The organism is Paenibacillus polymyxa (genome assembly GCF_015710975.1).
GTDB lineage: Bacteria > Bacillota > Bacilli > Paenibacillales > Paenibacillaceae > Paenibacillus > Paenibacillus polymyxa.
In genome coordinates, this window is record NZ_CP049783.1 from 5280001 (window position 1) to 5305262 (window position 25262).

Sequence of the window (25262 nt, forward strand, 5' to 3'; positions counted from 1 at the left end):
CTTGAAAGATCGTAGTGTCTTTAAAGCGAGTACGACGATTCCAACTAATCGTCGAATGGTCCGGAACTTTATCCGTTAAGCCCAGCCCCAGAAACCAACGATAAGCCAAGTTCGTTTGAATTTCACGCTCGAGTTGCCGTTCTGAGCGAATGCCATAGAAATAACCGAGAAAGATCATTTTAAACAATACCGTAGGATCAATGGCAGGACGCCCGTTGTCTGCACAATACAGCGGGCTTACCTTCTCATGAATAAAGGAGAAGTCGATATAGGTATCCACTTTGCGAAGCAAATGATCTTGGGGCACCAGTTCTTCCAAGGAAACCAATTCAAAGGATTGTTGTTTGTCTCGATGAGATCGCAGCATACCAACACCGTCCGTTTCTATACAATAGTTACCTATATTATATAACATTAACGCGGTGTCGTCTTAAACAAATTTAACATAAAAATAGGCTGTCGAAACTTTCTCGACAGCCTGAAAGCCGGCGATTTTATCGCCGGCTTCCCGTTAATTCAACAAAATATTATGGAGTATGATGGCCAAAATATTGGAGCGTTCCATTGGGATAAGAGTTCCACTCTCCTGGAAGGTTATAAGAGGAGGAACCGGACTTAATCCCCGATTTTCGGATAATAGTCCCATTATTCAGCATAAATTGCGTTTTGCCGTCAGGATCACCTAAGACATCGATCGTTACACCGTTCTTTTTCAGGACATAGCCTGTCGTTACATTTTTATCTGATTCTGATAACATCATTTCTTCATTATAATAGGCCACAGGAACAATGTCGAAAAAGTCATAAAAGATGGAATCGATATATATATAAGGCATGCCTTTGTAAAACGAATTAATAGGCTGGCTCCACACTTTAGGAGTATTTGTAGCTAAATTGTATTGATGAATCTCAAGTGAGTATCCTGCATTTTCTATAGGCTTAGAAGTATCTCCTACCGGATTGTAAAACAGCTCAATGGCAGTACGGGTTTTATCCAAGGATAGATACTGAGAAAAATACAGTTCCTCCGGTCCTTGAGGGTTTGAGATCACTTGAAATACAGTAGCAGATCCGTTTGCTCCGATTACCCAGAAGTATTGAAAAACACCCCCGTTCCACGTCCAAACCGTCCCATTAAGAGGGGTTGGTCCAGTAAAGGTAGAATCTGCCGTACCCGAATAGACTTTAAATGAAGTTTCACCTGGGAACACTGTTGACATGTCATAAGTAATCGGATCTTTGACCCCTTGCTTAGTCCGGATTTGAATAATTCCATTCGTTGCAAGAGGGGCATTCGTTACCTGAAAATTATAGGTGGCTTTTCCGCCATGCCCATCATCCGCAGTAATTGTTACCTTGGTACTTCCTGCCTGATTACCTGGAGTAAGAGTCAGCGTTGATCCGTTAACCTCTGCATTTACCATACCGCTTGATTCAACAGTAGAAGTAAACGTCAGGGCGTCCCCGTCAGCATCACTGAACAATTGAGATAAGTCGTAGCTTCTTGCATTCGTAACTTCTGCAGTCAACACTTGTTCATAAATGACCGCATCTACTTGAGGCGGCTGATTAGAAGACGGGTTAGGCAAGCCGGATGATTGGACGCTGACCTGGAAGCTGGTTGAGGTTTCCCCTCCACGACCATCCATAGCTGTGATTTCTATGCTCGTCGTTCCTGCACTTAGTGCCTGAATTTTCAATTGAGCTCCAGCGATTTCCGCCGAAGCAACGGACGGATCGGAAGAGGTTGCCTTAAAGGTCAACGTATCCCCATCAGGATCAGTAAAAACGGAACCTAAATCGAGTGAGTAAACCTCACCACCTACAGTAAGCGACTGGTCGGCAGGTTTAGTTTCTACTGGATTCTGATTCTCCGGAGTTCCAGCTGTGACGGTGGCTTTAAAAGTTTCGATCACTTGCCCTCCCCGGTCACCTGTTGCTTTGATCGATACTAATGTGCTACCGATCGTTAACGGTGTAAGAGTGAGCATATCCCCATAAACGTCAGCCGTCACAACAGTCGAGTCAGAAACACTAACATCGTAAGTTAAAATATCGCTATCAGGACTGGAAAAGAAATCGTTTAAGGACAATTGAATATCGCCTGTATTTATTTCTTTTATCTGGTCCGGAATCCCTGACGAAACTGGGGATTCATTGACAGTAACATCAAAATCAGTAGTGACCTCGCCCCCGCGACCATCTTCTGCTTTAAGCTGAATCGTTGCTGTTCCTGAAGAAATTGCATGGACGGTGACTTGGTTTCCGTTAACGGATACAGCAGCAACTGATGAATTCGACGATTCTACCGAAACATCCACTGGATCGCCATCGGGATCGTGGAATACAGAAGATAAATCCAGGATATAATCTGCATTGCCTAAAATCAGTGTCTGATTATCAGGCTTCTGATCTATAACCGGTTTTTGGTTAGGAACAGCGGTTACTTCCATTTGGAATGACTTGCTTGTGCTGCCTCCATGGCCATCAGATGCTTTAACGGATACTGCTGTGCTGCCAATCTTTAATGGTGTAATGGTAAGCGTGTCCCCATTCAACACTGCAGTCGCAACCGAAGAATCGGAAATATCAATGCTGTATGATAACGTATCCTGCTCATGGTCGGTAAAGAAGTTGTTTAAAGATAATTGAATGTCGCCTGAATTGATTTGTTTCGTTTGATCCGGAATTCCCAAGGATGCCGGAGGTTCATTAACGGTAATATCAAAATTGGTCTTAACCTCGCCTCCAAGGCCATTTGCCGCTTTTAGCTGGATGTTTGCTGTTCCTGAGGAAACCGCATGAACCGTAGCCTGGTTTCCGTTAACAGAGACCGTCGCAATGGATGGATCCAAGGATTCTGCCGAGATGGTTAGCGGGTTGCTATCTGGATCAAGAAATACCGGGGATAAATCCAGGATGTAGTCCGCATCGCCAACAGTAAGCGTTTGGTTGCCTGGCTTCTGATTTACAACCGGATTTTGATTAGGTACTGCAGTTACCGCCAATTGAAACGACTGGCTTGCGCTGCCTCCACGACCATCGGATGCCTTGACGGTAACTTGGGCATGTCCTACAGTTGCCGGAGTTAATACCAATTGATCACCAGTCAGGGTAAAGGTGGCAATGGAAGGATCATCGATCGCAACCTCATAGGTCATGGGATCATTTTCAGAATCCGTAAAAAACGATCCCAAAGATAAGTTTACGTCGCCGCTCCCCAACTGCTTGCTTTGATCAGGGATACCCGATGAAACAGGAGATTCATTGACACGAACTTTGAAATTCGTTCCCGCTTTTTTCCCGGCCTGGTCATCGGCGGCAATCGTAATGGTTGCAGTCCCTTTGCCAACAGCCTTAATAAATAGATTTGTTCCCTCTACTCGAACTGTACTGATTTTTGTACTAGACGACACTGCCGTATATTTGAGCTCGGACTGCTCCTCGTCCGTAAAATGACCAAGCAAGTCAATTTGAAGTTCAGAATCGCCCACCGTTACGGCCTGATCGTCATATTTGGTCACTAACTTCGGCGCTGTATTGGTAACAACCGTAGAACGCGAGCTACCAGAAGAAGTTGTAGTGACTCCTGATACCGTCGAAGAGGACACACCTGCTGCAAATGAAGTATTCGTGACTTGGCTGGAGGAGCTTACACTAATATTTGCTGCAGAGTTATTTACTTGTAAATTTGAAATGGTTCCAGCTACCTCCAGACTGACCGGGGTGGAACTGTTCACAGCCAATGTATTAATGGAGGCCTTGCCTGTCAGAGCTACGGACTGATCGCTGTTGACCGACATTTGCTGAATAGTCCCCTGCAACTCTACCTGCTGGGCACCGGCAAGAACATTCAAATGCTGTATCGTTGAGGATGAATCATTTTCAATCGTTGCATTGGAAGTCAATGTCATTTGATCCACCGTCGAATTTCCTTGAATGACAACGTGGACATCCTGTTTGGAGACCTCGACATCCTTCAGCTCAGATGCATCAAATAATACGGTGTTCTGGTCACCACCCTGAATATATGTTTTTCCTTGTACCGTAAATTTAGAGGCATAGAAATCATGTCCAAGGCTTGACGTAACTGTAAAGCTATTTTTGACATTCAAATTCATAACTGAAATGTAATCACCGTCAATAGTTAAGTCTCCGTCAATCGTAGAGTTATGACCATCTAATACAAGATTACCACTGAATTCGGAAGCTTGCCCTACCGGGGCTTGCCCGCTCGCATGGATGACTAGTTTGGTGATCGATTCGATGATCCGCTGTGATGCTACAAATTGAATATCTGCTCCTTTGAGAATCTCCTGGTTAGAGGTTTGCAAGATTCCTTTAACTGAATCCGAAAGTTTATATTCAATCCCGTTAATCCAAGCCTTTCCATCCTCCACTTTTTGGAGTTGGACAACATGGTCCTTAGGGAAAAAGGTAGACATCATATACTGGGCTATATCTTGACGTTGAACAGACGATTTAGGTTTGAAAGCGGATTGATCCGTCTCCATGGAACCCGACTGTAAAGCCGTATTTACGTAAGGCCGTGCCCACGGGCTAACCCGATTCCAATCAGTAAGTTTAGCAGACTCCGTGGCGTCAGCTGTGATAGGAAGCCCGGCGGCCCGCATAAGCAGTACTGCCGCCTCCTCTCTGGTCACTACCGCTTTGGGTCTGAATTTGTTACCGTCGTCTCCATTCATGAGTCCTGCACGGTGTACAGCCTCAATATAGGGACTCGACCAACTTTTCGAGTCTACATCCGCAAAGCTACTGGTTGCTGCTTTAGAAATAGAGAGTTGCAGAGCTTGAGTTAATAGAACCGCCATTTCTTGACGAGTCAACAAATCCGTTGGCCGATAAGATCCGGATGGGTCTCCACGCAGAAGCCCAGCTTCAATGGCTTGGAGGATGCTTGTCTTTTGCTTAGAAGCAACATTATTGATGTCTTTAAAAGGCAGGCTGGCCAGAGCTGCTCCGTTTGATGCATCACTGGCAGCAGATGCAATCGTCTGCAAGGCTGTTGGAGCAACAAGTGCAGCCAAAGCTAATGTAATCAGCCATTTATTAGGTTTAGAACTCATGATGTTCCCTCTATTCTTTTTATTCATTATGGCGCCTCGCTGCTAAAGATACCGATATTATCCGTATAATCGATTCCTTCATCAATCCATTCACTTTCCTCGTAGTGGCCTGCATTTCCATGGGTAACACCGGATTGTCTAGCTATAGTGGTATGAGGCTGAAACACCGCCGTATCAATCAACTGATTATCGTAATAGAGCGATAAAGTGACAGGTGCTGAATCATCGTTATAAAATCCCATATCCGTGAAGTAATCTACATGTGCATCACCAAAATACATGGTATCTCCTATCACAAAAGTAGCTCCACCTGGAATAAAAGCACCAGCGTCTTGACTTATTTCAATCGAATTTCCACCGTTACTGCGTTCAATTCTAATTTTTGAAGCATCCAATTCCTCAGAACCTGCATTATAGAGCTCAATAATCTGCATCATAGAGTCGCTCTCCCCCCATGCCAACTCAGAGAAGAAAAGTCCCTTTTTTTCTCCAACAGTGACTTGGAAGATCGTTTGAACGGTTCCCCCCTTCCCATCATCTGCGGTGACTGTTACTGTAGCACTTCCTAATGCAAGCGGAGTAATACTCAGTTGGTCACCGGTAACGGAAACCGTTGCTACGCCAGGGTTCGATGAATCAGCAGAATACGTTAGCAAGTCCAAATCTTCATCTGCAAAAGTTGAAGCAAGTCCGATAGTTGTGTCCATAGCACCCGCTTCTGTAGAAATATCATTAATCGCGCTTTGAACAACAGGAGCATGATTAACCGCAGGCAAAGGAGTCACCGTTAGAGTGAAATTCGTATCCACTGTGCCGCCGTTTCCGTCATCTGCCGTTACCGTAATCGTGACCGTCCCCGCGTTCACTGGCGTTATTTTCAGATCGCTTCCGTTTACCGCTACTGTCGCCACGCCCGTATCTGTCGAGGTTGCGGTGAATGTCAGCGCGTCGCTGTCTTCATCTGCGAACACACCTGCAAGGCTCACGGTCTTGATGCCGTCTGCGACTCCTGTCGTTACATTGCTGATCGACGTTTCCACCGTCGGGGCATGGTTCACGGCTTCGGGGATCACCGGTGTGATCGTCACGTTGAACTGTGTATCCACTGTGCCACCGTTTCCGTCATCTGCCGTTACCGTAATCGTGGCTGTACCGGCGTTCACTGGCGTTATTTTCAGATCGCTTCCGTTTACCGCTACTGTAGTCACACCCACATTCGTCGAAGTTGCAGTGAATGTCAGCGCGTCGCTGTCTTCATCTGCGAACACACCTGCAAGGCTCACGGTCTTGATGCCGTCTGCGGCTCCTGTCGTTACATTGCTGATCGAAGCTTCCACCGTCGGCGCATGGTTCACAGCTTCCGGAATCACCGGTGTGATCGTCACGTTGAACTGCGTATCCACCGTGCCACCATTGCCGTCATTTGCTGTTACCGTAATCGCGGCTGTACCGGCGTTCACTGGCGTTATTTTCAGATCGCTTCCGTTTACCGCTACTGTAGTCACACCCACATTCGTCGAAGTTGCAGTGAATGTCAGCGCGTCGCTGTCTTCATCTGCGAACACACCTGCAAGGCTCACGGTCTTGATGCCGTCTGCGGCTCCTGTCGTTACATTGCTGATCGAAGCTTCCACCGTCGGCGCATGGTTCACAGCTTCCGGAATCACCGGTGTGATCGTCACGTTGAACTGCGTATCCACCGTGCCACCGTTTCCGTCATTTGCCGTTACCGTAATCGTGGTTGTACCCGCGTTCACTGGCGTTATTTTCAGATCGCTTCCGTTTACCGCTACTGTAGTCACACCCACATTCGTCGAAGTTGCAGTGAATGTCAGCGCATCGCTATCTTTATCTGCGAACACATCTGCAAGGCTCAACGTCTTGATGCCGTCCGCAACTCCTGTCGTCACATTGCTGATCGACGTTTCCACTGTCGGCGCATGGTTTACGGCTTCTGGGATCACTGGCGTGATCGTCACGTTGAACTGGCTGTTTATGGTCCCTCCCTTGCCGTCGTTCGCCGTAACCGTGACCTTGGTTGTTCCTGCACTCACCGGTGTGAGAGTCAGCTGACTTCCATTCACTGCTACCGTCGCTACGTTCGTGGCAGAAGATTCTGCTGTGTAAGTCAGAGTGTCTCCATCAGCATCAGTAAAACTATTTGCCAGATTAATCTTTTTAGGCTCATCTGCTGTACTTAACGTAGTGTCAGTAAACCCAGTAGTAACGCCTGGCGCATGGTTAGTCACTGATTTTGTTGAACTTCCACCTCCAGAGGAAAATGTCACGCTGCTCGACGTAACTGTAGTCGGTTCTTGAAACGTTCCGTCAGTCAACTGAATTTGTCCAATCTGCTTTTGTACTTCGTTGTAATTTTGGATAACTTGTGAAACGGATGCATCTTTAGGCAGCTTAATCGTTTCAACTTTAAAATTCGGATTCAATGTCACTTTAGCGTTCGTATTGGCAACTTGAAGCTCCGCAATTGTTCCAGTTCCTTTAATAGAAATACCATTGCCAGAATTCACAGTAAGATGGTTTACGTTGCCATTCAGCTGGATATTAGAAACACCGTCATTAAGCTCGATTACTCCTTGGATATCCCCTTTAATCTGAACACCATCACCTGAAATTCGAAGCAGGCTGCTCTCCGGCAGACCATCAGTGTTTAGCACAACATCTTTTTGTACGATCTCCAATTGTTGCAGCCCGTCCACATTACGATTGCGCGAATTAAACTTTAATATAGCTCCTTTTAACGCATCTTTATTGGAGTTTCCGATCAACTCTTTCAACTTTCCTTCTATTAAATAAGGAACATTATCGATCGTTACAATGTCTCCATCAATGCTATTGATAGTAGCTGTTTGCTCTTGAGTTTTGAAAATATCCAAGAGAAAAGGAGCAATATCCTCCCTTTTTACTTCACCTGTGGGATTGAGCTTGCTGTCATGAATGTCAATTAAGCCCAGACGAAGTGCCGTATCTACCGATCCAGCCGCCCATTGGCTTACCAAGAACTGATCTTTGGGCAAAATGCTTGATCCGCCCTCTGCATTAACCCCTCCAACTGCACGAACAAACACGGCTGCCAGCTCTTCACGTGTAACAGGATCGTTCGGACGGAAATTCCCTAATCCATCCCCGGATAGAAATCCAGCTTTTTGTGCGGCCTCTATATATGGCGCAGCAAATTGTTTACTTTGCACATCTTTAAAAGTAGAAGAACTCGAAACAGGGTCCAATTTTAAAGCTCTGACCAATAATACTGCCAGTTCCTGACGAGTTAATGTTGCTGCAGGGCGAAAGGTTCCTTGAGGATCTCCCGATAAAAGCCCCTGGCGTACAGCTTCTTGGATGGCTGCCATTTTATCACTCGTCACATAGGATGTATCTGAAAACAAATTATCGGCAGGCGTTGCAGCGTAAGCAGAAGTACCAAACGTCGCCTGAAGAGCAACAAGAGCGGCTGCCCACTTAAGTGAATAAACCTTCAATGGTTGTACCTCCTAATTACTTTTGAGTAAAACGACCCATTCGATCTTCGAAAAGTCGGGTAATAAGTCCGATCCACTATATTTCTCAACAAAAAAACACGTTTATATTAATCTTTTGTTCATATATTTATCGAAAATAAGTGATTTATGTCGTTTCGAATTAATATACACGGAACCACTGAACCAATTCTGAACAAAAGTTATTATAATGGTGCTAGTTACAGCAAGTGCCCAACTCTATTCTTCAAAGAACTCATTTCCGCGAGTGATTTATCAGAATCCTCCATTAATTGCGACTCATGTTCTATAAAAAAATAATCGCAGGCTAGATACCTGCGATTATTTTTAAGTAAGACAATCTTATCCAAAGTATAGAATTACGTTATAAAATGATTAGTTTGCCAAGATTAGCATTGTCGACAATTGTGCGCGTTCATTTTACATTGGAAAGCAGCAGCTTCTCGTACCGTTCCGGGAAAACTGCTGCTTTCATGTTCTTATTACACTTTGGCACTTGCAAAATGAGCATGTTATCAAACAATCAGGATAAGCGGTACCGATTAACAGTGTTGGGATTGGAACAACGTGCAGTTTGAGCAAAACGTGCGTGATGCGATCTACGGCTTTTTCCAGAGGAGAAGTGATCCACATGGCAATGACAAATCGGGTAACTTGATCAAGCTTACTTAAAGCTAGTAAAAGAGTGTTACATTTGAGGCGCAAAATACATTTGTTATTCGCATTGTTTTCGGACGTAACTAGTCCGTAGATAACAAAAAAGCTAGGTTTACGAATTATCAACATAATCCGTAAACCTAGCTTTCGAAGAGTCTTACTTAAGGTTGTATTTTTTGTTAAAGCGATCCACACGTCCACCGATATCCACGTTTCTTTGTTTACCAGTGAAGAACGGGTGGGAAGCGGAGCTAGTATCTACACGGATAACTGGGTATGTGTTGCCATCTTCCCATTCCATCGTTTCTTGCGAATACTTAGTGGAAGCACTCAGGAAAGAGAATCCACAGCTAGGGTCTAAAAAGATAACTTTATTCAATGTTGGATGAATATCTTTTTTCATTTGTTTCACCTAATCTTTCATGTAGTTTTAGTTTCAAACTCAAACGTACTGCAGCAATGCTCCATCAGTTAGCAAAAAGAGCGGTTATGTCTCAGAAAAAAAGACGACAGATCGTAACAGTTGCGCTCAAGGTCGTAAACGACAAGCGAACGATGCCGTATATATCGCATCGCCCATTACACGAACGCTCTGGATCTTTCGTTAGCCTCCATCGTTATATAAGCATATTGTGAATGGTTCTCCGGCTCGTCCTGCATGCTGACATCAGCATAGGAGAACTCGGTGGCCACGTGCTTTCGATTCAAAAGGCAAAGCGTGCCATGTAGCTTAGCATCTATCAAACAACCATGAAAAGAAGCCGTCCTCTTAGGTGCTAGCTTTAACTTTGGACACTCTGTCCACTGGACTAATTCAAGTTTTCGCCGGTTCCATAACGCAGGCTTTATGCAAACTTAACAGGCTCCGCTCACGAAGCAGAATCATTCAGGTTGCTATGCAGCAAACCACAAATTATCTAGTTTCACGATGAATCGTGTACTTTTTCAAACGCGGAGAGTATTTTCTCATTTCAATACGCTCCGGATGATTTCTTTTGTTCTTGGTTGTTGTATAGTTGCGATCACCGGATTCGGTGCATGCCAAGGTAACAATAACGCGCATTTGTTCTTCCTCCTCAATTGGAATACATGGTATACAATTACAATAGTAATTTTTACGATTAGTTCTATTCTATAATTCATGCTCCTCTTTGTCAACCTTGGAGTCGTGGTTTGTTGCTTCTTTTACCGTGTTCCAGCGATTACGGTACTGTACTAGCTTAGGATGAAGTTCCAAGGGTTCACTCGAAAGCACCAACCTGACGTTTCTAATCCATTCTCCAAAGGATGCATAGGAAGCGCACAAATTAGCAGTTTCAGGACTCATATACAAAAAAAGCGGAGTTGCATACTTTTCCGCCAAAAAACGAATGGCTGCTTCAATCGGCGTATACTTTTTTCGCTTACCTTCCCAGTTCTCAATCACAACAGCACTCAAAGCCTGCTCTCGCTGCCACTCTCCCAGCTCGTCGACCCGCTTATAATACGAGCGTACTGGCAGCTTCCACATTCTTCTGACGGTTTCTTCATGTAGTGGATACAGCACCAGCTTTGTAAAAGATAGTGCAGCCCCCGTTTCGGCAAAAAGCTCCAGCTCACTGGCTGTAGTCTGCTCAAACGTATCATAGTAGACCATAGTCCCTTTGTGCGTTTCGATTGGTGGTTCATAACCATAGGGTACATATTGAAGGTTTCTTGTCATGCTGGGCACTCCGTCCTTCCGTAGAAAATTTCTCCTTCTATATTATACCCTTGTTATGGCATGAGCTTACATAAAATGTTTATCCTTATTCGACAGCAGGCCTACTGCCACGTGCCCCTCGCCGGAACTGCAACGCATAAAGCCCCATCGTCACAAGTGCAATCAGCGCAAGCACCGTAAATATATTGCTAAAATTGAACACCTGGACATTAGATACAACAGGATTCAAATGAAAGGACGAGGAACTATCTAACGTTTTGCCCAAAATACTTGTTGTGATCGCCCCGGCAATGAAATTCAACAGAGATAACAGCCCCATTCCAACACCAATCTGATCTTTCGACAAAGTACGAGAAATTGTGTTGGACATGGCAATCTGCATAAAGGTCTGACCTACATTCCCGAAAATAAGCAAAAACAAAATCAGATACGGAGATGCACCTACAAACGTGGACAAGCTGATAAAGCAGATAAATAATAGCGATACGGCTGTATACACCAGAACTGAATTCCCTTTGCTATCGGCCAAGCGCCCCCCTTTTTTTCCTAATAGAGCTGACGCAATAGCAGCGGGAAACATAATCAGCCCAATCGTTGCTGGTGTAAGCTGGTTGAGACTATTCAGAAACTGTGGTGCCAAGTAAGGCAATCCAAAGCTAATCCCCGTCCCTAAAAAAGCGATAAGAAGCCCATATGAATATTGCTTGTTACGGAACAGCTTCGGCTGGATGAACGGATCGTGGGCAGTATTAATGCGCCATATAAACAGTCCAAATAAAACCACACCGATCAGAAAAAATAACATATTGGCTTGTGAAATGGAAAGCAACAAGAAGGCCACTGTTCCACCCAGCAATAATCCACCCAGAAAATCAAACTTCTGATCCTCTCCTCGCTGATCGTCCAAGTATTTGCGAAAGAACGGCAAAGCGATCAGTGGCAGCATGGAAATGACGAACAGAAAACGCCAGCTCGCAAAGCCTGTAATCAAACCAGAAATAATAGGAGCCAGTGCAGTGCCTAATGCTAAGCCGATTGCTGTGACGCCCAAAGCTCGCCCTCTTTTTTCAGCCGAGAAATAACGAACAGGAACAATCATAGCAGTTGCCGGAATAACAGCAGCCCCTGTGGCCTGGAGCAAACGAGCTACAATTAACATCCAAAATTGATTGGCCAACAGCCCAATAAGCGAGCCTAGTGCAAAAAAGATAATCCCAAATGTCAGCAAATCCTTGAGACGATACTTATCTGCCAGCTTACCGTAGGTCACCGAGCCAACCGCATACACGATCATATAACCCGTCAGCAGCCAGCTTACATCGGAGGCACTAATATGAAATTCCTCCCGGATCACAGGCATTACTACATTAAACATAAAAGCGTTCATCACTGAAAAAACAAGTGTGAAGGCCAAAACACGCATAAGCTTATCCGCATTGGGATAAGTTTGTTCTTTTATCATTTGGTTTCTCCCTCTCCTGTTAACACCTTATCTAGGTGACTTTTTATAGCTTATGGATTCCCCATCCGGGCACATTTTTCTATTTATCCGTTCAAACGCAGGTATTCGCAGGACGGTAATCGTGAAGAATTTTTTTGAGCAAACCGCGCAGCGCCTCTGACTCTCCGACAGATAACGTTTTGCCTACGGAGCTTTTAATTTGCTCAATGGTACGTTCGGCTACCTTGTGAATCTCCAAGCCTTCCTCGGTCAAATAGATTTGCTTCATTCGCGCATCTTCCGGATGACTTTGGCGTACTGCCCAGTTTTTCTTAACGATCCCGTTAACCAGGCTGGTAACACTTGATTTATCAATAAGCAATAGCTTTTCCAAATCCGTATTGGTGACTCCAGGCGACATCGCCAGTATATAGAGCGTCTGCGATTGTGGGGAGGTAAGCCCCAAAGGGCGCAGTGCTGTTTCAATCTCACGCCGGACAGTGGTGAAAATCCATTTAATTAAATACATCGTGCTCTCCTCCTCCCATGGAAGACAAACGGGGTACACCTCACTTCCCATTTCACTGCTAACCTCCATATCTATCGAATTTTAATAGTTTGAATTCCAACTAATTTTAATCAGCCGCCTATTTGGTGTCAATACCTTCGTAAAATGATCGTCTACTAAATACAGTCAGTTTCAAAATAACGAATACATTCTATATATAAACTTATACATAGCAAAAAAACAGGCCCTGAAAGGAACCCGCCTTTTTACTGTCTATAGTTGCTTAGTCCGCAGTTTTCACTTGAACTAGCGGATAATCTTCCCCATCAACGGTAACCGTGCTAGCATCATTTAGCTCTAGCCGTTGCCAAATGGTCAACAACGTACGATAAGGATACTTGTCGAGGTCATATTCCGTTATTCCTGTACCATTATCGGACGTGCTGGTCGTGGTTTTATCAGTTGCTATACCGCTACCCTCAGTTGATATCTCTGAAGTCGCGCCTCCGTCTGTGTTGTCTGTCACTGCTCCAGTCTGATCAGAGGTTTTTCCGCTGGATGTACCGTTCAAATCTGTAGAACCACCACCTGTGGATTCTCTGTCTGCTGTCTTGCTTTTGGTGGTAGCTCCCTCAGTGTTAACGTCACCGGACGAACCATTGTTAGCTTTACTGGCTGCTTCCTTATCATTCTGTTCAGCAAGCGTAAAATTTTCGTATGAGTGCTCCTGTTGATCCGCGCCGACAATGACGAGTTTTTTAGGCTTAAATTCTGCCTGCTCTGCCGATGTTTGAAACGCAAACAACAGCTTGACCATTTTCGTAGTGGACTTGGTGTTAGGTACATGTGTCACTATTGCAGTAGGCTCCTCTTTTACCGGCACTATAGGCTCTACTGGCTGTTGTACAGGCTTTGGAGCAGCGGCAGGCGTTGGTGTGTCCACAGATCCAATTACCCCGGTTGCTTTCAGGCCGCCTAATGTACCTGCAATAATGATTAATACGATCCCAGAAATCACCCCGCCTTTGCGGAAACGACGAAGCGTTTTGACCAAAGGCGTATCTGTCTCACGCTTTGCTGCCAAATAGAAATTTTTAAACACAGGCTTAGCAGATTCAAAATATTGACGCCAAAGCGTCTTTTTATGCAGTCCCTCTCGTCCTTCCTTTTGGAAGAATAAAAGCAACGCACGCCGATAGGCTGGCTCAAAACCACCACGTGGAGTAGCAAACTCAGCGTGTTCCTCCGACCAGCGGATAAAGCGGTACATCGTATCGTTATCCTTCGCCCATTTGCGGATCGAACTGACCAGGCGAGCAAAATCCAGTATTCCCTCGCCAGTACCATCAGAACGATAGAAAGCTGGCAACAGACGGGCAAAATGGCCTTCTGCAAGCTGCTGGGGCAGCCAACCATAAGCCCAATCTTGCACCTTTTCTACTTCGCTTGGCTCCAGACCGTCTAGCACCGATGGTTCCGGGTCCTCCGTGTTAAACCAATCATAAGCCGCAATCAATCGCACGGCTTGTCCCTTGAGAGGAGCAGGCAACTTTCCAACCCACTGTACCAAATCAGGCCGTGTGAAAAACGGAATCTGTACGACCTGATCAGGTGAAATTTCTTTTAGCTCTACTTCAGTGAGCAAATACCGATCCGCTGCTTCCTGTAAGCGTTCTGTCAATCCGGATTGCTCCAGCGGGGACAGTGTGCCTACGGCAGAACTACTGTCCCATTGACGCAAGCGTTGGTGAATGGCAGCCACAGCCTCTACCGGCTTTCTCTCAGCACGTAGCTTGCCCATCAATGCAGATTCGGCCAAAAGCTGAAAATCGACATTCGCCGACACTTCGATATACCGACTGCCCCATTCATGCACCACGGCCAACAGGCCCTTTACATCAGGCGTTCTTTTCATCTGACTGTCCATGTAGGGAATGAACAGCATTTTGGTGAGTGCCGGATTACCCAGTACTTTCGTAAAATAGACCTTGCCTAATGACGGATTCTCTTCAATCGTATGATAAATATATGTGACTGCTTCCGTATTCCTGGCAGTATAAGCATTGTTTAGCGAACGGATTAAATATTCTACCAGCCGATTTTCGCTGCTACGTGCATGAACTTTATAATAGTCCTTGAAGCAATCGACCAGCCCTACATCCGGAATATGTCCATCCTTCACCCGATCAAACTCATGATCAAAAAATGAAAGAAACAGATCATTCAGCCGTATTTTACGTGGTAGCGCATCAGATGGCGATAAATAATCAGTTAAGCTTCGTAACACAGTGATTCGCTGCTCGTTGTATAATGACCGCTCTCCCTGTTCAATTCTGTACAGCGTAATGAGCTCATGATAGCTGGAAGGCATTAGTTCACGTCCTGCCTCCATGCCTGTCAGCATTTGCTCGGCAAATTTGAGAAAATCGTCCGCAACCCCGCCATTCAGTAGCGTACGGACAATCCAGTCAAAATAAGGCTGTTTCACCTGCTCTGCATCCACATTCAGTATTCGACTATTGTTAGAGAGGTCAAATACAAAGTCCTTTTCTACATTCCGATCACCGGGACGCAAGCTGAAAGGCTCAACGAACATTAAGTGAATGCCTTTTCTGCTGTTCGGTTCCTGCGCATATGTAAGAAACCCGAGTCTGTTGCGAAATGCATAAGGCAGTGCCGCGTACAACACACTCAGCAGCTGCTTGGCTGAGGATGCTACCGCTTCTGCTGGCACATTCAGCGCTACATATACCTTTTTGCGACCAGCGGCTGACATCATGACTGCGTACAAGAGCTGCTTGAACACTTCTTCGCTCAGCTGCAATTGAGCCAGCACTGCAGACGGGTCAACAGCGGGGAATACACTACCACCAGGTAGACGCTCTAATTCCGGTAATTCCGTTCCCTGCTCAATATCATAGGTATCGACAAACGAAGTGTTCAGCCACTGCTTATAATCAGATGGAGACTCACCATGTCCGGCCGGAATCACATAGTTATGCGTAAAAAAAGCGCTCCGCAGCCCAGTGAAATCCGCTGCTTTATAAATACTGCGTCCGAGCACTACATCCCCGGACTCTGTCCGTACCAGATGTAAAGCTTCCGGATAGACACTCTCCTGCTTCTCACCACGCGCTGTCAAAGCCGCAGGCGCATCATACACACATAAAGGATGCAACACCTTTTTAATAAATGAAGTATCCAGTCCTTTGGAATTAGCCACGGTATCAAAGCCTTCGGTAGAACGGAAAATACCACGCCGTTCCCGTGTGTACATCTGCTGCTGTATCATACGAGAGGTAGAATAACTCACTGTGATTCTCTCCCCTCGATGTACTTCAACTTGTATAGCAGCCAAATGAATGGCTCATCTACACGGATCGGACTAACCAACCCTTGCAGCTTTTGCTCCACCGGATTGCTACCTAAAGCAGAAACCGCGAAATAGGCTGTATCTGTAAAATATACATCCATTGTGCCCTTGAACGGCTTATCCACCTTCTCGATAAAGCGCCGAACTTCGCCATCAATGTTGGCGAACTCATCCAAATCCATGTATTTGCGATGTTCCATTGGATTAAAAATATTGCTGTTCGTCTTGATATAAGTGCCTTCTTCATCTGCCAGCGCAGTAAGCATGTCGCTTTTGGTCAAGACCACAGCGGTTGGAATGTCCGTCTTGCCTTTTTCCTGGTATGCGATAAAGTCACCGAACATCGTAAGTACGACATCACGCGGCTCATCATATTGCGAGACCCATTCACCAGGCTTATCGCCAAGATTAATCTTAATACGTTCCCGGATAGAACGGATTTGTAGTGGATCGACCATAAAAAGAATACCCGCAGAATTTTTAATATGCTGTCCATGCAGTCCCAGATAGTCCTGATCGACCATCCCCTCACCAGCTACATCAAAAAATACCAAAGTCAGTGGTGGCTTTTCCTCATCCTTAAATACAAACTGGAAAATAAAAGGCTCCTGCATCTTTTCTTTTTGCGTCGATGTAAGCAGATCGCCACGTTCAAACAGTGGTTCCTCATACATCGTGCGGAACTTGCGGCTGATCTCTGCATTGAGCGGCATGCAAGCCGCGTCAAAATGGTCGGCCGTCACATGCTGCAGCGTGTGAATCAGGGAGGTCATATATACAGATTTCCCCGCCTGTGAAGCTCCAATAATCGAAATGATATTACTCGGCACCTTGCCTGCGGTTACAGGCAGCTCGTTATGGCAGTGTGGGCACAGTCGGTGACGCGTCAGCTCACCGTAACGGTCCGTCAGACCTGTCAGCACATGATCTGAATACAAGCGATGCTCCTCAGGTACATCATAGGGATGAAGAATGGCCTCCATATCATGCACACTATCCAAGCCAAAACGCTCCCGATATTTGTTCAACAGCTCATCTTCACCCAAAGCATAATCCTCATCATCTTCGCGGTGATGAGAAGCACGGAATACCACTTCCTCTGGTGAAAATTTACTAAAGCAATAAGGGCACACAATATCATAGAATAACGGCCGTGGCTCGGCCTGTGGCTTTCTTCTGAATAAATTGCTAAGAAAACTCATCGGTTGTGGCCTCCTTTCATTCAGGGACTAATTCATATATCGTGCCATACTTCTGACCGTCCGTAAAAAACAGCCGCACATACTCATCTCCCCCCACTTCAATAGCGGGTAAAACATTCCGTCCTGCGGCAAAGGGTGCCGTGAACGCATACAAGGTTCCATCGTCCCGGTCTGCCGGATAGCCACCGCGCTTCTTCACGTAGCAAAGCGCCTCCTGCGGAACAGGAACTTCGGCTGTCACCTGAATCTGGACTGTTTTGCGGCTGCGAAACCAGCTTTTTTTATGGTGAACCGCATATTTGATTTTAGCCCTACCCGTGCTCAACTCCAGTTGGTTGGCTCCGTCTTGCTGGCGGATTACAAAGGTTTCACCAGCCTCCCGAACAGCTGGATACACGGTATACCGCACACGTCCAATGCCTTCAATTCGGTCACGATAGCTGCCAGCGGCCTTATATTCCTCGCGTGTAAAAAGCTTCAGTTCAGAAGTCGGTGCTTCATTCTGTCTATTCGCACCTGTATCAGCTGATTGTTTGGCAATATAGACCACGGCTGCGCCTTCAGGCCACTGCCAGCGTAACACAACCCGGTTGTCGTCAATTTTGTGGCTCAGCTCCGAAATCACAGGATCATCGGGCTGTGCATCCCTATACTGCATAAGTTCCCGCCTCCCGTTCTAAAACCCACTGTTACGTCGATTGCGCGTCGGGCCTTCTGGTGTCCCTCTCCGGTGGCCTGACGGTCCCCCCTGGCTCCCACCACCAGAAGATCGGCGAGTATTTTCCGCAATCGGCAGAACAAGCGAAAAGACAGCAATAAGGGCCGCCAGTACGAGCGCTGCCAGCAAACGAATCATCAAGTCACCTATAGGCGAGCCCGATAACCCTCTTTCCAAAATCAAGCCAGCGAGCAAGCCGGCTGGAACTCCACCAATTGCGAAATTCCTCGCGAGAAAACGGTTATCAAACATCAATCCAAGAGCCAACCCTAATAGAACCCCAATGATAACCAGAGCCGTTACGCGATAAATGGCAAAATACAGACTGTGGGCATACTCACCTGTCCGCTCCGTTACCAGCGTGCGATCACCAATTTTGTTATATATTTTACCGAACGCCTGAGTAAGTCCTTGGGCATTAGCTACATTAGAATAAGTTCCGCCCGTTAGGCTGGCAATATTTTGCAACAAAGCTATACCTTCCGATTCTGCCAGTTTCAGGCCGATCGTATTAATCGGAATCTGGCGGGCAATGTAAGGAGCCAATGCGGTCTGAGTATCCAGTTCGCTAAAGCCGTCAGAGAGCATAATAACGAGTGAACCTTTTTCCGCATTGCCTTGGGTTTCAATCTCCTTGATCGTCTCGTCCAAAGCAAGCCCAATGTCTGTACCGGCTGACATTATAGTCTGCATACTATCGATTTTGGAATAAACCGCTTGCTTCTCTGCGTCTGTGCCAACGGGAGTAAATGGCTGCACCAACTGCGCAGTGGATTCAAATGAAACAATGGCTACGCGCTTGTCACCATCCATTTGCCCAATTAGACTCTTGGCAGCCGTTAGGCGCTCATTATCGGGATCTGTTTGCTGCATACTCCCGGAATTATCAATCACAAGCACGAGGTCCTGTACACTCTTGCGCCCTTCAGGGTTAACCTGATACCCCAGTTCTAATAGCAGACCTGCCACGAACAACATGACGAGTGTAGCAGGTACTAGTAATTTCCAGGACAATCCGGAGTATCGTTGTCGCCATGAATGTCCATTTAACTGTGGCGAAATCAGTTCGCCGATAAGGCAGCCTAGACCAATGCACAGCGCCATGATGCCAAAATATAGCCCGATCACGATGATATGCGGCCAGTGGCCTATTAATTTGTGAAGAATAAGCTCTCCCAAGATGAAGCCTACTACAGCGCCCAGCAAGCCAAACACCAATAGGAGAACGTTAAATTTACGCTGCTTCATAAGATTCGTTGCTTCCTTCCATCATTAAAGTAGGATAATTATGGCTACCGCAATTCCGGCAACCGGTCCACGTCGATTCCATGAAACACGAAACCATTCGCAGTATATGTCTCATAATACGTTTTGCCGTTGCGGTAAACCATCAGATCCTCCAGATGGAAGCCGCCCATCAAATGCAGTTTTTCCACCCCGCTGCTGCGACGCTCATGAACAAAACCCAGCTTGTAAATTCGCGAAGTAATGTCCACGTCCATCGCATAAGGAAGAAATTCGCCTTCGTAGTCACCAAAAAAATACTTTTCTTCATACCGATGCTCATGGGTATAGTCGAGCAAACGTACATTGATTCCGCCGTGCTCTTCTAACGTTTGATACAGTTTTTTAAACAGTTCATCCTTTGGAACGACCAGCCGATTTTCATATGCAGCAGCTACATTGGCACGACGTAATAATTCTTCTTCGAATGTCTGATTAAATGGCTGTGAGCTGAGAATCAAGGTACGGCAGGTCTGTGTAACTCTATCCACCAGCGCGGATAAACCTCCATCCAGCAAGCCAGATACAGGTCCCATATGCCGGGTGTCAAAGAATATAGATTTTCCCCGCTTGCTTTCTAGCTCACGCATGACATCCTCCGTCACACGCTCATAATACTCGAACAGGTTTTGGCCTGTGTAACTGTCAGCCTGTCGAATACTGTCCGTTGCAGTTTGATGTAATTCACGCTCCAGGTTGGCAAGCTGTACTGTAATATGCTTGGCCTGTGCATGCCATTTTTCCAATGCCAGTTCATAGCGGCGAAGTAGCTCCAAATCCACTTGAATCCGCAGCATGTGCATTTTATGCCCATAGACTGTTTCAGTCAGGTAACGGATCAAGCTGCGCACATTATGTTTATCCATAAGTGGCAGCCGTTGAAAGGGCTGATCCTCTACTCGTCCGTTGTACAACACATCCAGTTCGGCTGCACTAATCTGCAAATCATTGGACGTATCACGAATCAGTCCCCGAACAGCCGTAAGTACATTCCCTGTTTGATTTTCATCTGTCCAAGCTGTCAGCTCGAAAAAGCCGATTTGAGGATGTTCCTTAGCAGCTTCGTTTACGGCCATCTGCAAACGCATATCCGCCTGAAAATCTCCCAAGCGCTTATGTACGATCCGTTCACAGTTGTCGCGGAAAAAGGCTTCGCAGCCCTGACCAAACAAGGCTTCCTCTGCCTCACGCAATGTCATTCGTTTCAGCGAGCCGTAACTGGCTCCGCTGGTCATTAGTGCGCTCATGTCCATGATCGCCTCATTGTCAGGAACTAGATCATTTCGCGTGCGACTGCGCTCAGCAGCATCTAAACCAAAATAATTCAGCTTATCGCGTATGTCCCATTCCTGCTCTGTTTTCATACGCTCTAACAGCTTGACATAAAAGTGGTACAACACCGTAAGCGCAATCGACTGATTAGGTCGGTTAACCCGGGAAAATCCGGCCGACACATAACCCTGCCGCCCGGATTCCGTCATGATGTTATTTTTAAACGATGTATTATTGTAGCCCCCATCCTTTGACCGATAGGAATCCCCTGCCTGATAACGGTTTTTAAGAAGCTGAATGTGGCAAATAATATCACAGCTCTCGCGCAAGCTATTCGGCACCGTTACGCCTCGCTCGTTCTTGTCAGACAGCACATAGACAAGATCGAACAACGGAGATGGAGCATGAGATACCGGGATGGTCAATTTGTCCTCGGTCATATGCAGCGGTGCTGTAAACGTATATGCTGGGCTCTGGATGTAATCCAACTCCCGCATAAAAGCAACGGATGTTGCACTCCTGTAGCCGAATTGGGCAGCCTGATCGCTTTCGCTCACCAACACATACAAATCCATTTGTACCGATTTAAAAGATTGCGCAAAAATATACTCTGCCAACAGCGTAATTTCAGGAATTAATACGTTCATGGGATCATCCGCTGTTGTCAAGATCGACAAATGTACACGCTCGAACGAGGAATACAACCGTCCGTAATCAGCCAGATGTCCACTAGCACGGCGCAACGCGGTGTTAAGTTCAATTAACTTCGATTCATGGGTATAAAAAGCCTGGTGCAAGTCACGGCGTAGCGTTTGGTGGCTACTTTCTTCCGGTACTGCTATCGTATGAACGATGGCATCCACCGAGCGGTCTACAGCCGCATGTTCTTCCTGTGAGCGAATCTGAATATAGGTTACCCCTGTGCTGTTATCCCACTTGGTCCGGTTGATATCTGCAATTGTGTTCATCACCGGGCTCATGCGATCGCCGATAAAAAGAAACACGGACGGGAAATGGATGCTGCTGCGTCCATCCCCGCTTCCGATTAATTGGTCCTCTGCGGCTGCATAGTCAGCCGCATAACGTAACAGCTGCTCTCTCATACTTACTTCAACTTTCTGCGGATGTCGTTTAATTTTCCAGCCATTTGAGCATAGAATGCATAAAGTTCCGCTCCATTAGCCAGCTCTACCTTTTCATATTCCAATTGATTGCGAGCCTCTGTATAAGTTGCAGCCAATTCATCCAACTTCGCCAGCAGTGGTGTAATATCCTCAGATGAAGTCAATACAGCATCACGGCGATCCGCTTTGCGCATTAAAGCTGCAAATTTCTTTTCTTCCAAACCACGGAAGTTTGTAAACACTTCAAACTCCACATAATTGCGGCTCTTCATGACGTTGGCAAACGGCTCCCACGCTTCTTCCTCTTCATCACGATCATAGACGTACAAAGCGCCTTTTTTCGTAATCGTGTCCGTGTAGAGCGCCTGAATGAACTGATCCAACCATTTTTCTTCATCCTGATATTTGCCCAGCAAAGCTTCCAGTTCAGCAGCTTTTGCTTCGATTTGTATATATTTCGCCAGCTCATCACGAACCACCTGCGTTAACTCTGGTGAACGGATCAGGTTTTCCTTCGCCATCTCTTCATTGATGCTGCCAAAGATGTCCTTGCTTCCGGCCTGTTCGAGCCCTTCAGCCAGTAGACGTTTCAGCTCAGACCATGCTCTTTTCACCTCGCCCAAATTCGGCTTGGATTCCTGCAATCGCATATCGTAGGCTACCAGTAGCGCATTCAGATCTAGCGCTTTTGAGCGAATTACAGTAAAGCGGCTGCTTGTATTTTGATCAACATCCTTCTCCCGAATTACGCCGAGTGACTTGGCACGGTCGAAGTCATTGCGAATGCGGGCGTTGTGGGCTTGCACACGGGAGTTGACGTAAGTTTCTCCCCATGACTTTTCAGGAATCGGCGACGGCAGATTCGTCCAGTTGTTCTGACCTGTCTGCACCAGATGTCGGCCAATACCTTCGCGGTCAAGAATGGTTTTCTCATAGCTCTCTTCATACACTTTGAGCGGCGTATATACAAACAGAGGAACACCATTACGCGTATTGAGCCAGAAAATCCGGTTACGGACTTCACTTTCTTTAATAGTAAAGTGCGATTTGCCAATTGCATTATTTTGATAATTGCGAACGCCCTTCAGGATATTAGGCGACTGTACAGGTACCGAAACGAATCCCCATGACGGGAAGTACAAATTGCCAGAACTATTGCTCAAATGGAAGACAGGTACAGCCTCCTCATCCAGCTTGCTTGCAATGTAACGCTCCACAAATTTTTCAATTGCTTCGTCCTGTCCGTATTTCATGACCAGGAAGTCTTCCATAGAACGGGTAATGAGATCACCGAATTTGTCAGTCAAGAAATTAGAAATCGAGCTGATGATATCCATATCCTGATCTTTCACCCATTGATCTGAATTTTCCAGCAATTCTTGGGCAAAATCACGGATCAAATCGTCACCATTGCGATTATCCAGCAGCTTGGTCACAACTTCCGAGATATCCGGTACACTTACCAGATTCCAATAGTACGTCTTGTTTCCTTTGTGATCGGATTGTTCCTCGCCGTTAATCAGCAGATCGCCGTTCTTCTCGAAAATGGCACTCAGTGCATTCAAAATTTCAGTAAATACATTATAAATGCGGTTATTTTCTTTATTTAGCAGGTCATACAGGTCTTCATAGAATTCAATGAGCTGCTCTGTACGTTCCACATCAGCCCGCAGCCAATATTCATTAATTTTTGCTTCAATGTATGCATTTTTCTTCTTATCCTTGGATACAAACGCACTCTTGGCATCGCCCAGCTTCTCGTTCGCCTGCTCTCGCGCCCATTCAATGTCCGTAGGAATACGGTGCAGTGATTCACGCAACGTTTCAACATAGGAAAGCAGCATTTTCAGCAAGCTAAACCCTTTTTCAGTATATATCATGCGGGATACATAAAACGGCCCTTGCTCGGGATGTAGGAACATCCGGCGGATTTGGTCCGTAAACTGTCCTACAATTTCGCCTGGAAGCTGTTTCTTCGCTTTGATATATTCTTCGCGAGCACGCGTCAGGAACGTTTGCTCCAGCTCAGTGTCCATATTAACTACTTGCATCTTAACAACATTGTTATAACTTAGCCGTTCACTGTTTTCAAAGCCTGGAAGCGGCTCAGGTACACGGGACTCAAAGTTTTTGATCATGCTATCCAGATCCACGCCCAGCTTGCGGGCAAACTTCTCTACATCCTCCTGATTTGGCGCTTGCTCAAACATTTTGGACATTTTACCAAACATCCGGTAAGCCAGATATGTCGTCATTTCCTCCATGGGCAGCACTGCCGAAGAAGCTCCGATAATATTGTAATCGTAGTTTGCTGGATACGCCTTATTCATTTGCGCGATGTTGGTACGAATGTTGCTGATATAGTCATGAATGGCGAATTCTTCGCCTGACTGTTTTTCCTCACTCGCCATAAAGTTGGTGATGTTCTCGGCGGTGACATTCATGCAGTAATCATAGGCATTTTCCAACAGCTTGCCTTCCGTATTCGTAGCCGAAATAAGGTGACACAGATTAAATGGCGGCAGCGGCGAGTTTACAGTCAAAATGTTACCGTACTGTTGCTTAAAGCGTTCGCCACGACTGTCCACATTCATCCAGTAGTCCAGCTCTTTCAATGCAGCATAGCCGTTCTTTTTAATATATTCACGCGTATGCTCGCTCAGGCTTTTATTCGCCAGATTAATATCCGGCGTGAACAGATAACCCAGTGTGTTAACACGGTCTACACCAGCGGAACCATAATCGCGCTCAATGATGCCTCGGACGATATATGAGATATCAAGGAAAGTACCACTCCCTGTACCGCCGGACAATCCAGACAGCAGGAATACCATAAGCTTCTTGTTGGTGCCTTCAGACAGGGTTTTGATTTTTTTGTCAATGCTTTGTACGACCTGATTGATTTTGGTGAACAATAACAACCGTCCAGCCTGACGCACCCCTGCCGCCCCGTTCATACCGTCGGTAATGCTCAGCTCAGGAGACAGCCAGTCAGTGATATATGGCTCTAGAATACTGCGGTTTTGCAGCAATCCACCGATTTCCGCATTGGATAGCAGTACAAACTCATTGATGGGGTCCAAACCAATCCCTTTGTATTTTTTGTTACGGTCTTGTTCATTCGTTTCAAAAGCGAGAAATTCCACATTATCCGGCTTCTCGCTCTTTTTCTTGGAAATCGGGTCTGCAGGCAGCTTGAATCTGCGGTTTATTTGATATTTCAAGCGGAGAAGGGCGTCAATCCCCGTTCCCCCAAGTCCGATAATTAAAATAGGATTATCAATGGTATCTACTCTGATCTTATCGCTTACGATCCCTCCGCCGAGTGATACGTCTAATTGTTGGATATGCTCTCTAACTACTGGTTTCATAGATATGA

15 protein-coding genes (1 of these 15 running past the window's edge) are annotated in these 25262 nt (G+C 46.0%); all 15 read right to left on the reverse strand.

Features of this window, described 5'->3' with window-relative positions:
* Positions 1 to 367, reverse strand: a protein-coding gene (locus tag G7035_RS23930; RefSeq protein ID WP_230877350.1) for an IS1182 family transposase; it reaches 994 nt to the left of the window's first position. Within the gene, positions 1 to 367 belong to an annotated coding region that runs on past the window's edge; the region does not span the whole gene.
* Positions 368 to 527: 160 nt separating this feature from the next.
* Entirely contained in the window at positions 528 to 5087 is a 4560-nt protein-coding gene (locus tag G7035_RS23935; RefSeq protein ID WP_019687108.1) for an S-layer homology domain-containing protein, read from the reverse strand.
* A 26-nt stretch (positions 5088 to 5113) separates the two neighbouring features.
* The gene (locus G7035_RS23940; protein WP_115293063.1) at positions 5114 to 8584 is read right to left on the reverse strand and encodes an Ig-like domain-containing protein; all 3471 of its coding nucleotides are present in this window, start codon (positions 8582 to 8584) and stop codon (positions 5114 to 5116) included.
* Between the two features lie 832 nt (positions 8585 to 9416).
* The gene (locus tag G7035_RS23945; protein WP_016821159.1) at positions 9417 to 9662 is read right to left on the reverse strand and encodes a type B 50S ribosomal protein L31; all 246 of its coding nucleotides are present in this window, start codon (positions 9660 to 9662) and stop codon (positions 9417 to 9419) included.
* Positions 9663 to 9838: 176 nt separating this feature from the next.
* Positions 9839 to 9967, reverse strand: coding sequence for a hypothetical protein (locus G7035_RS27755; protein WP_259348010.1), 129 nt, complete (start codon positions 9965 to 9967; stop codon positions 9839 to 9841).
* 205 nt (positions 9968 to 10172) lie between these two features.
* Positions 10173 to 10322: a 50S ribosomal protein L33 gene (gene rpmG, locus G7035_RS23955; RefSeq protein ID WP_013370941.1), complete on the reverse strand. Its 150-nt coding sequence runs from the start codon at positions 10320 to 10322 to the stop codon at positions 10173 to 10175.
* Between the two features lie 69 nt (positions 10323 to 10391).
* Positions 10392 to 10961, reverse strand: coding sequence for a hypothetical protein (locus G7035_RS23960; protein ID WP_019687106.1), 570 nt, complete (start codon positions 10959 to 10961; stop codon positions 10392 to 10394).
* A gap of 85 nt (positions 10962 to 11046) precedes the next feature.
* Positions 11047 to 12423: an MFS transporter gene (locus tag G7035_RS23965; protein ID WP_019687105.1), complete on the reverse strand. Its 1377-nt coding sequence runs from the start codon at positions 12421 to 12423 to the stop codon at positions 11047 to 11049.
* A gap of 91 nt (positions 12424 to 12514) precedes the next feature.
* Positions 12515 to 12982 carry a MarR family winged helix-turn-helix transcriptional regulator gene (locus G7035_RS23970; protein ID WP_016821155.1) on the reverse strand — a complete coding sequence of 156 codons (468 nt, stop codon included), beginning with the start codon at positions 12980 to 12982 and terminating at the stop codon, positions 12515 to 12517.
* A 211-nt stretch (positions 12983 to 13193) separates the two neighbouring features.
* Positions 13194 to 16223, reverse strand: coding sequence for a GAP1-N2 domain-containing protein (locus G7035_RS23975; protein WP_019687104.1), 3030 nt, complete (start codon positions 16221 to 16223; stop codon positions 13194 to 13196).
* Positions 16220 to 17485, reverse strand: a complete 1266-nt coding sequence (locus tag G7035_RS23980) for a TRAFAC clade GTPase domain-containing protein (RefSeq protein WP_019687103.1) — start codon at positions 17483 to 17485, stop codon at positions 16220 to 16222. The genes G7035_RS23975 and G7035_RS23980 overlap by 4 nt, the downstream gene beginning before the upstream one ends.
* Positions 17486 to 17501: 16 nt before the next feature.
* Positions 17502 to 18143: a hypothetical protein gene (locus G7035_RS23985; RefSeq protein WP_019687102.1), complete on the reverse strand. Its 642-nt coding sequence runs from the start codon at positions 18141 to 18143 to the stop codon at positions 17502 to 17504.
* 18 nt (positions 18144 to 18161) lie between these two features.
* Positions 18162 to 19451 (reverse strand): vWA domain-containing protein, encoded by a 1290-nt coding sequence (locus G7035_RS23990; RefSeq protein WP_019687101.1) that lies wholly within the window; start codon positions 19449 to 19451, stop codon positions 18162 to 18164.
* Between the two features lie 44 nt (positions 19452 to 19495).
* The gene (locus G7035_RS23995) at positions 19496 to 21862 is read right to left on the reverse strand and encodes a hypothetical protein (protein WP_019687100.1); all 2367 of its coding nucleotides are present in this window, start codon (positions 21860 to 21862) and stop codon (positions 19496 to 19498) included.
* Positions 21863 to 21864: 2 nt separating this feature from the next.
* Positions 21865 to 25254 (reverse strand): tubulin-like doman-containing protein, encoded by a 3390-nt coding sequence (locus G7035_RS24000; protein ID WP_019687099.1) that lies wholly within the window; start codon positions 25252 to 25254, stop codon positions 21865 to 21867.
* Positions 25255 to 25262 lie beyond the last annotated feature (8 nt).

What these genes read in the sequence shown, in the direction of transcription:
- G7035_RS23935 (WP_019687108.1), bottom strand. Translation starts at nt 5,087, where the DNA reads ATGAGTTCTAAACCTAATAAATGGCTGATTACATTAGCTTTGGCTGCA.
- G7035_RS23945 (WP_016821159.1), bottom strand. Translation starts at nt 9,662, where the DNA reads ATGAAAAAAGATATTCATCCAACATTGAATAAAGTTATCTTTTTAGAC.
- G7035_RS23965 (WP_019687105.1), bottom strand. Translation starts at nt 12,423, where the DNA reads ATGATAAAAGAACAAACTTATCCCAATGCGGATAAGCTTATGCGTGTT.
- G7035_RS23995 (WP_019687100.1), bottom strand. Translation starts at nt 21,862, where the DNA reads ATGAGAGAGCAGCTGTTACGTTATGCGGCTGACTATGCAGCCGCAGAG.
- G7035_RS24000 (WP_019687099.1), bottom strand. Translation starts at nt 25,254, where the DNA reads ATGAAACCAGTAGTTAGAGAGCATATCCAACAATTAGACGTATCACTC.
- G7035_RS23985 (WP_019687102.1), bottom strand. Translation starts at nt 18,143, where the DNA reads ATGCAGTATAGGGATGCACAGCCCGATGATCCTGTGATTTCGGAGCTG.
- G7035_RS23970 (WP_016821155.1), bottom strand. Translation starts at nt 12,982, where the DNA reads ATGGGAAGTGAGGTGTACCCCGTTTGTCTTCCATGGGAGGAGGAGAGC.
- G7035_RS23980 (WP_019687103.1), bottom strand. Translation starts at nt 17,485, where the DNA reads ATGAGTTTTCTTAGCAATTTATTCAGAAGAAAGCCACAGGCCGAGCCA.
- G7035_RS23960 (WP_019687106.1), bottom strand. Translation starts at nt 10,961, where the DNA reads ATGACAAGAAACCTTCAATATGTACCCTATGGTTATGAACCACCAATC.
- G7035_RS23990 (WP_019687101.1), bottom strand. Translation starts at nt 19,451, where the DNA reads ATGAAGCAGCGTAAATTTAACGTTCTCCTATTGGTGTTTGGCTTGCTG.
- rpmG (WP_013370941.1), bottom strand. Translation starts at nt 10,322, where the DNA reads ATGCGCGTTATTGTTACCTTGGCATGCACCGAATCCGGTGATCGCAAC.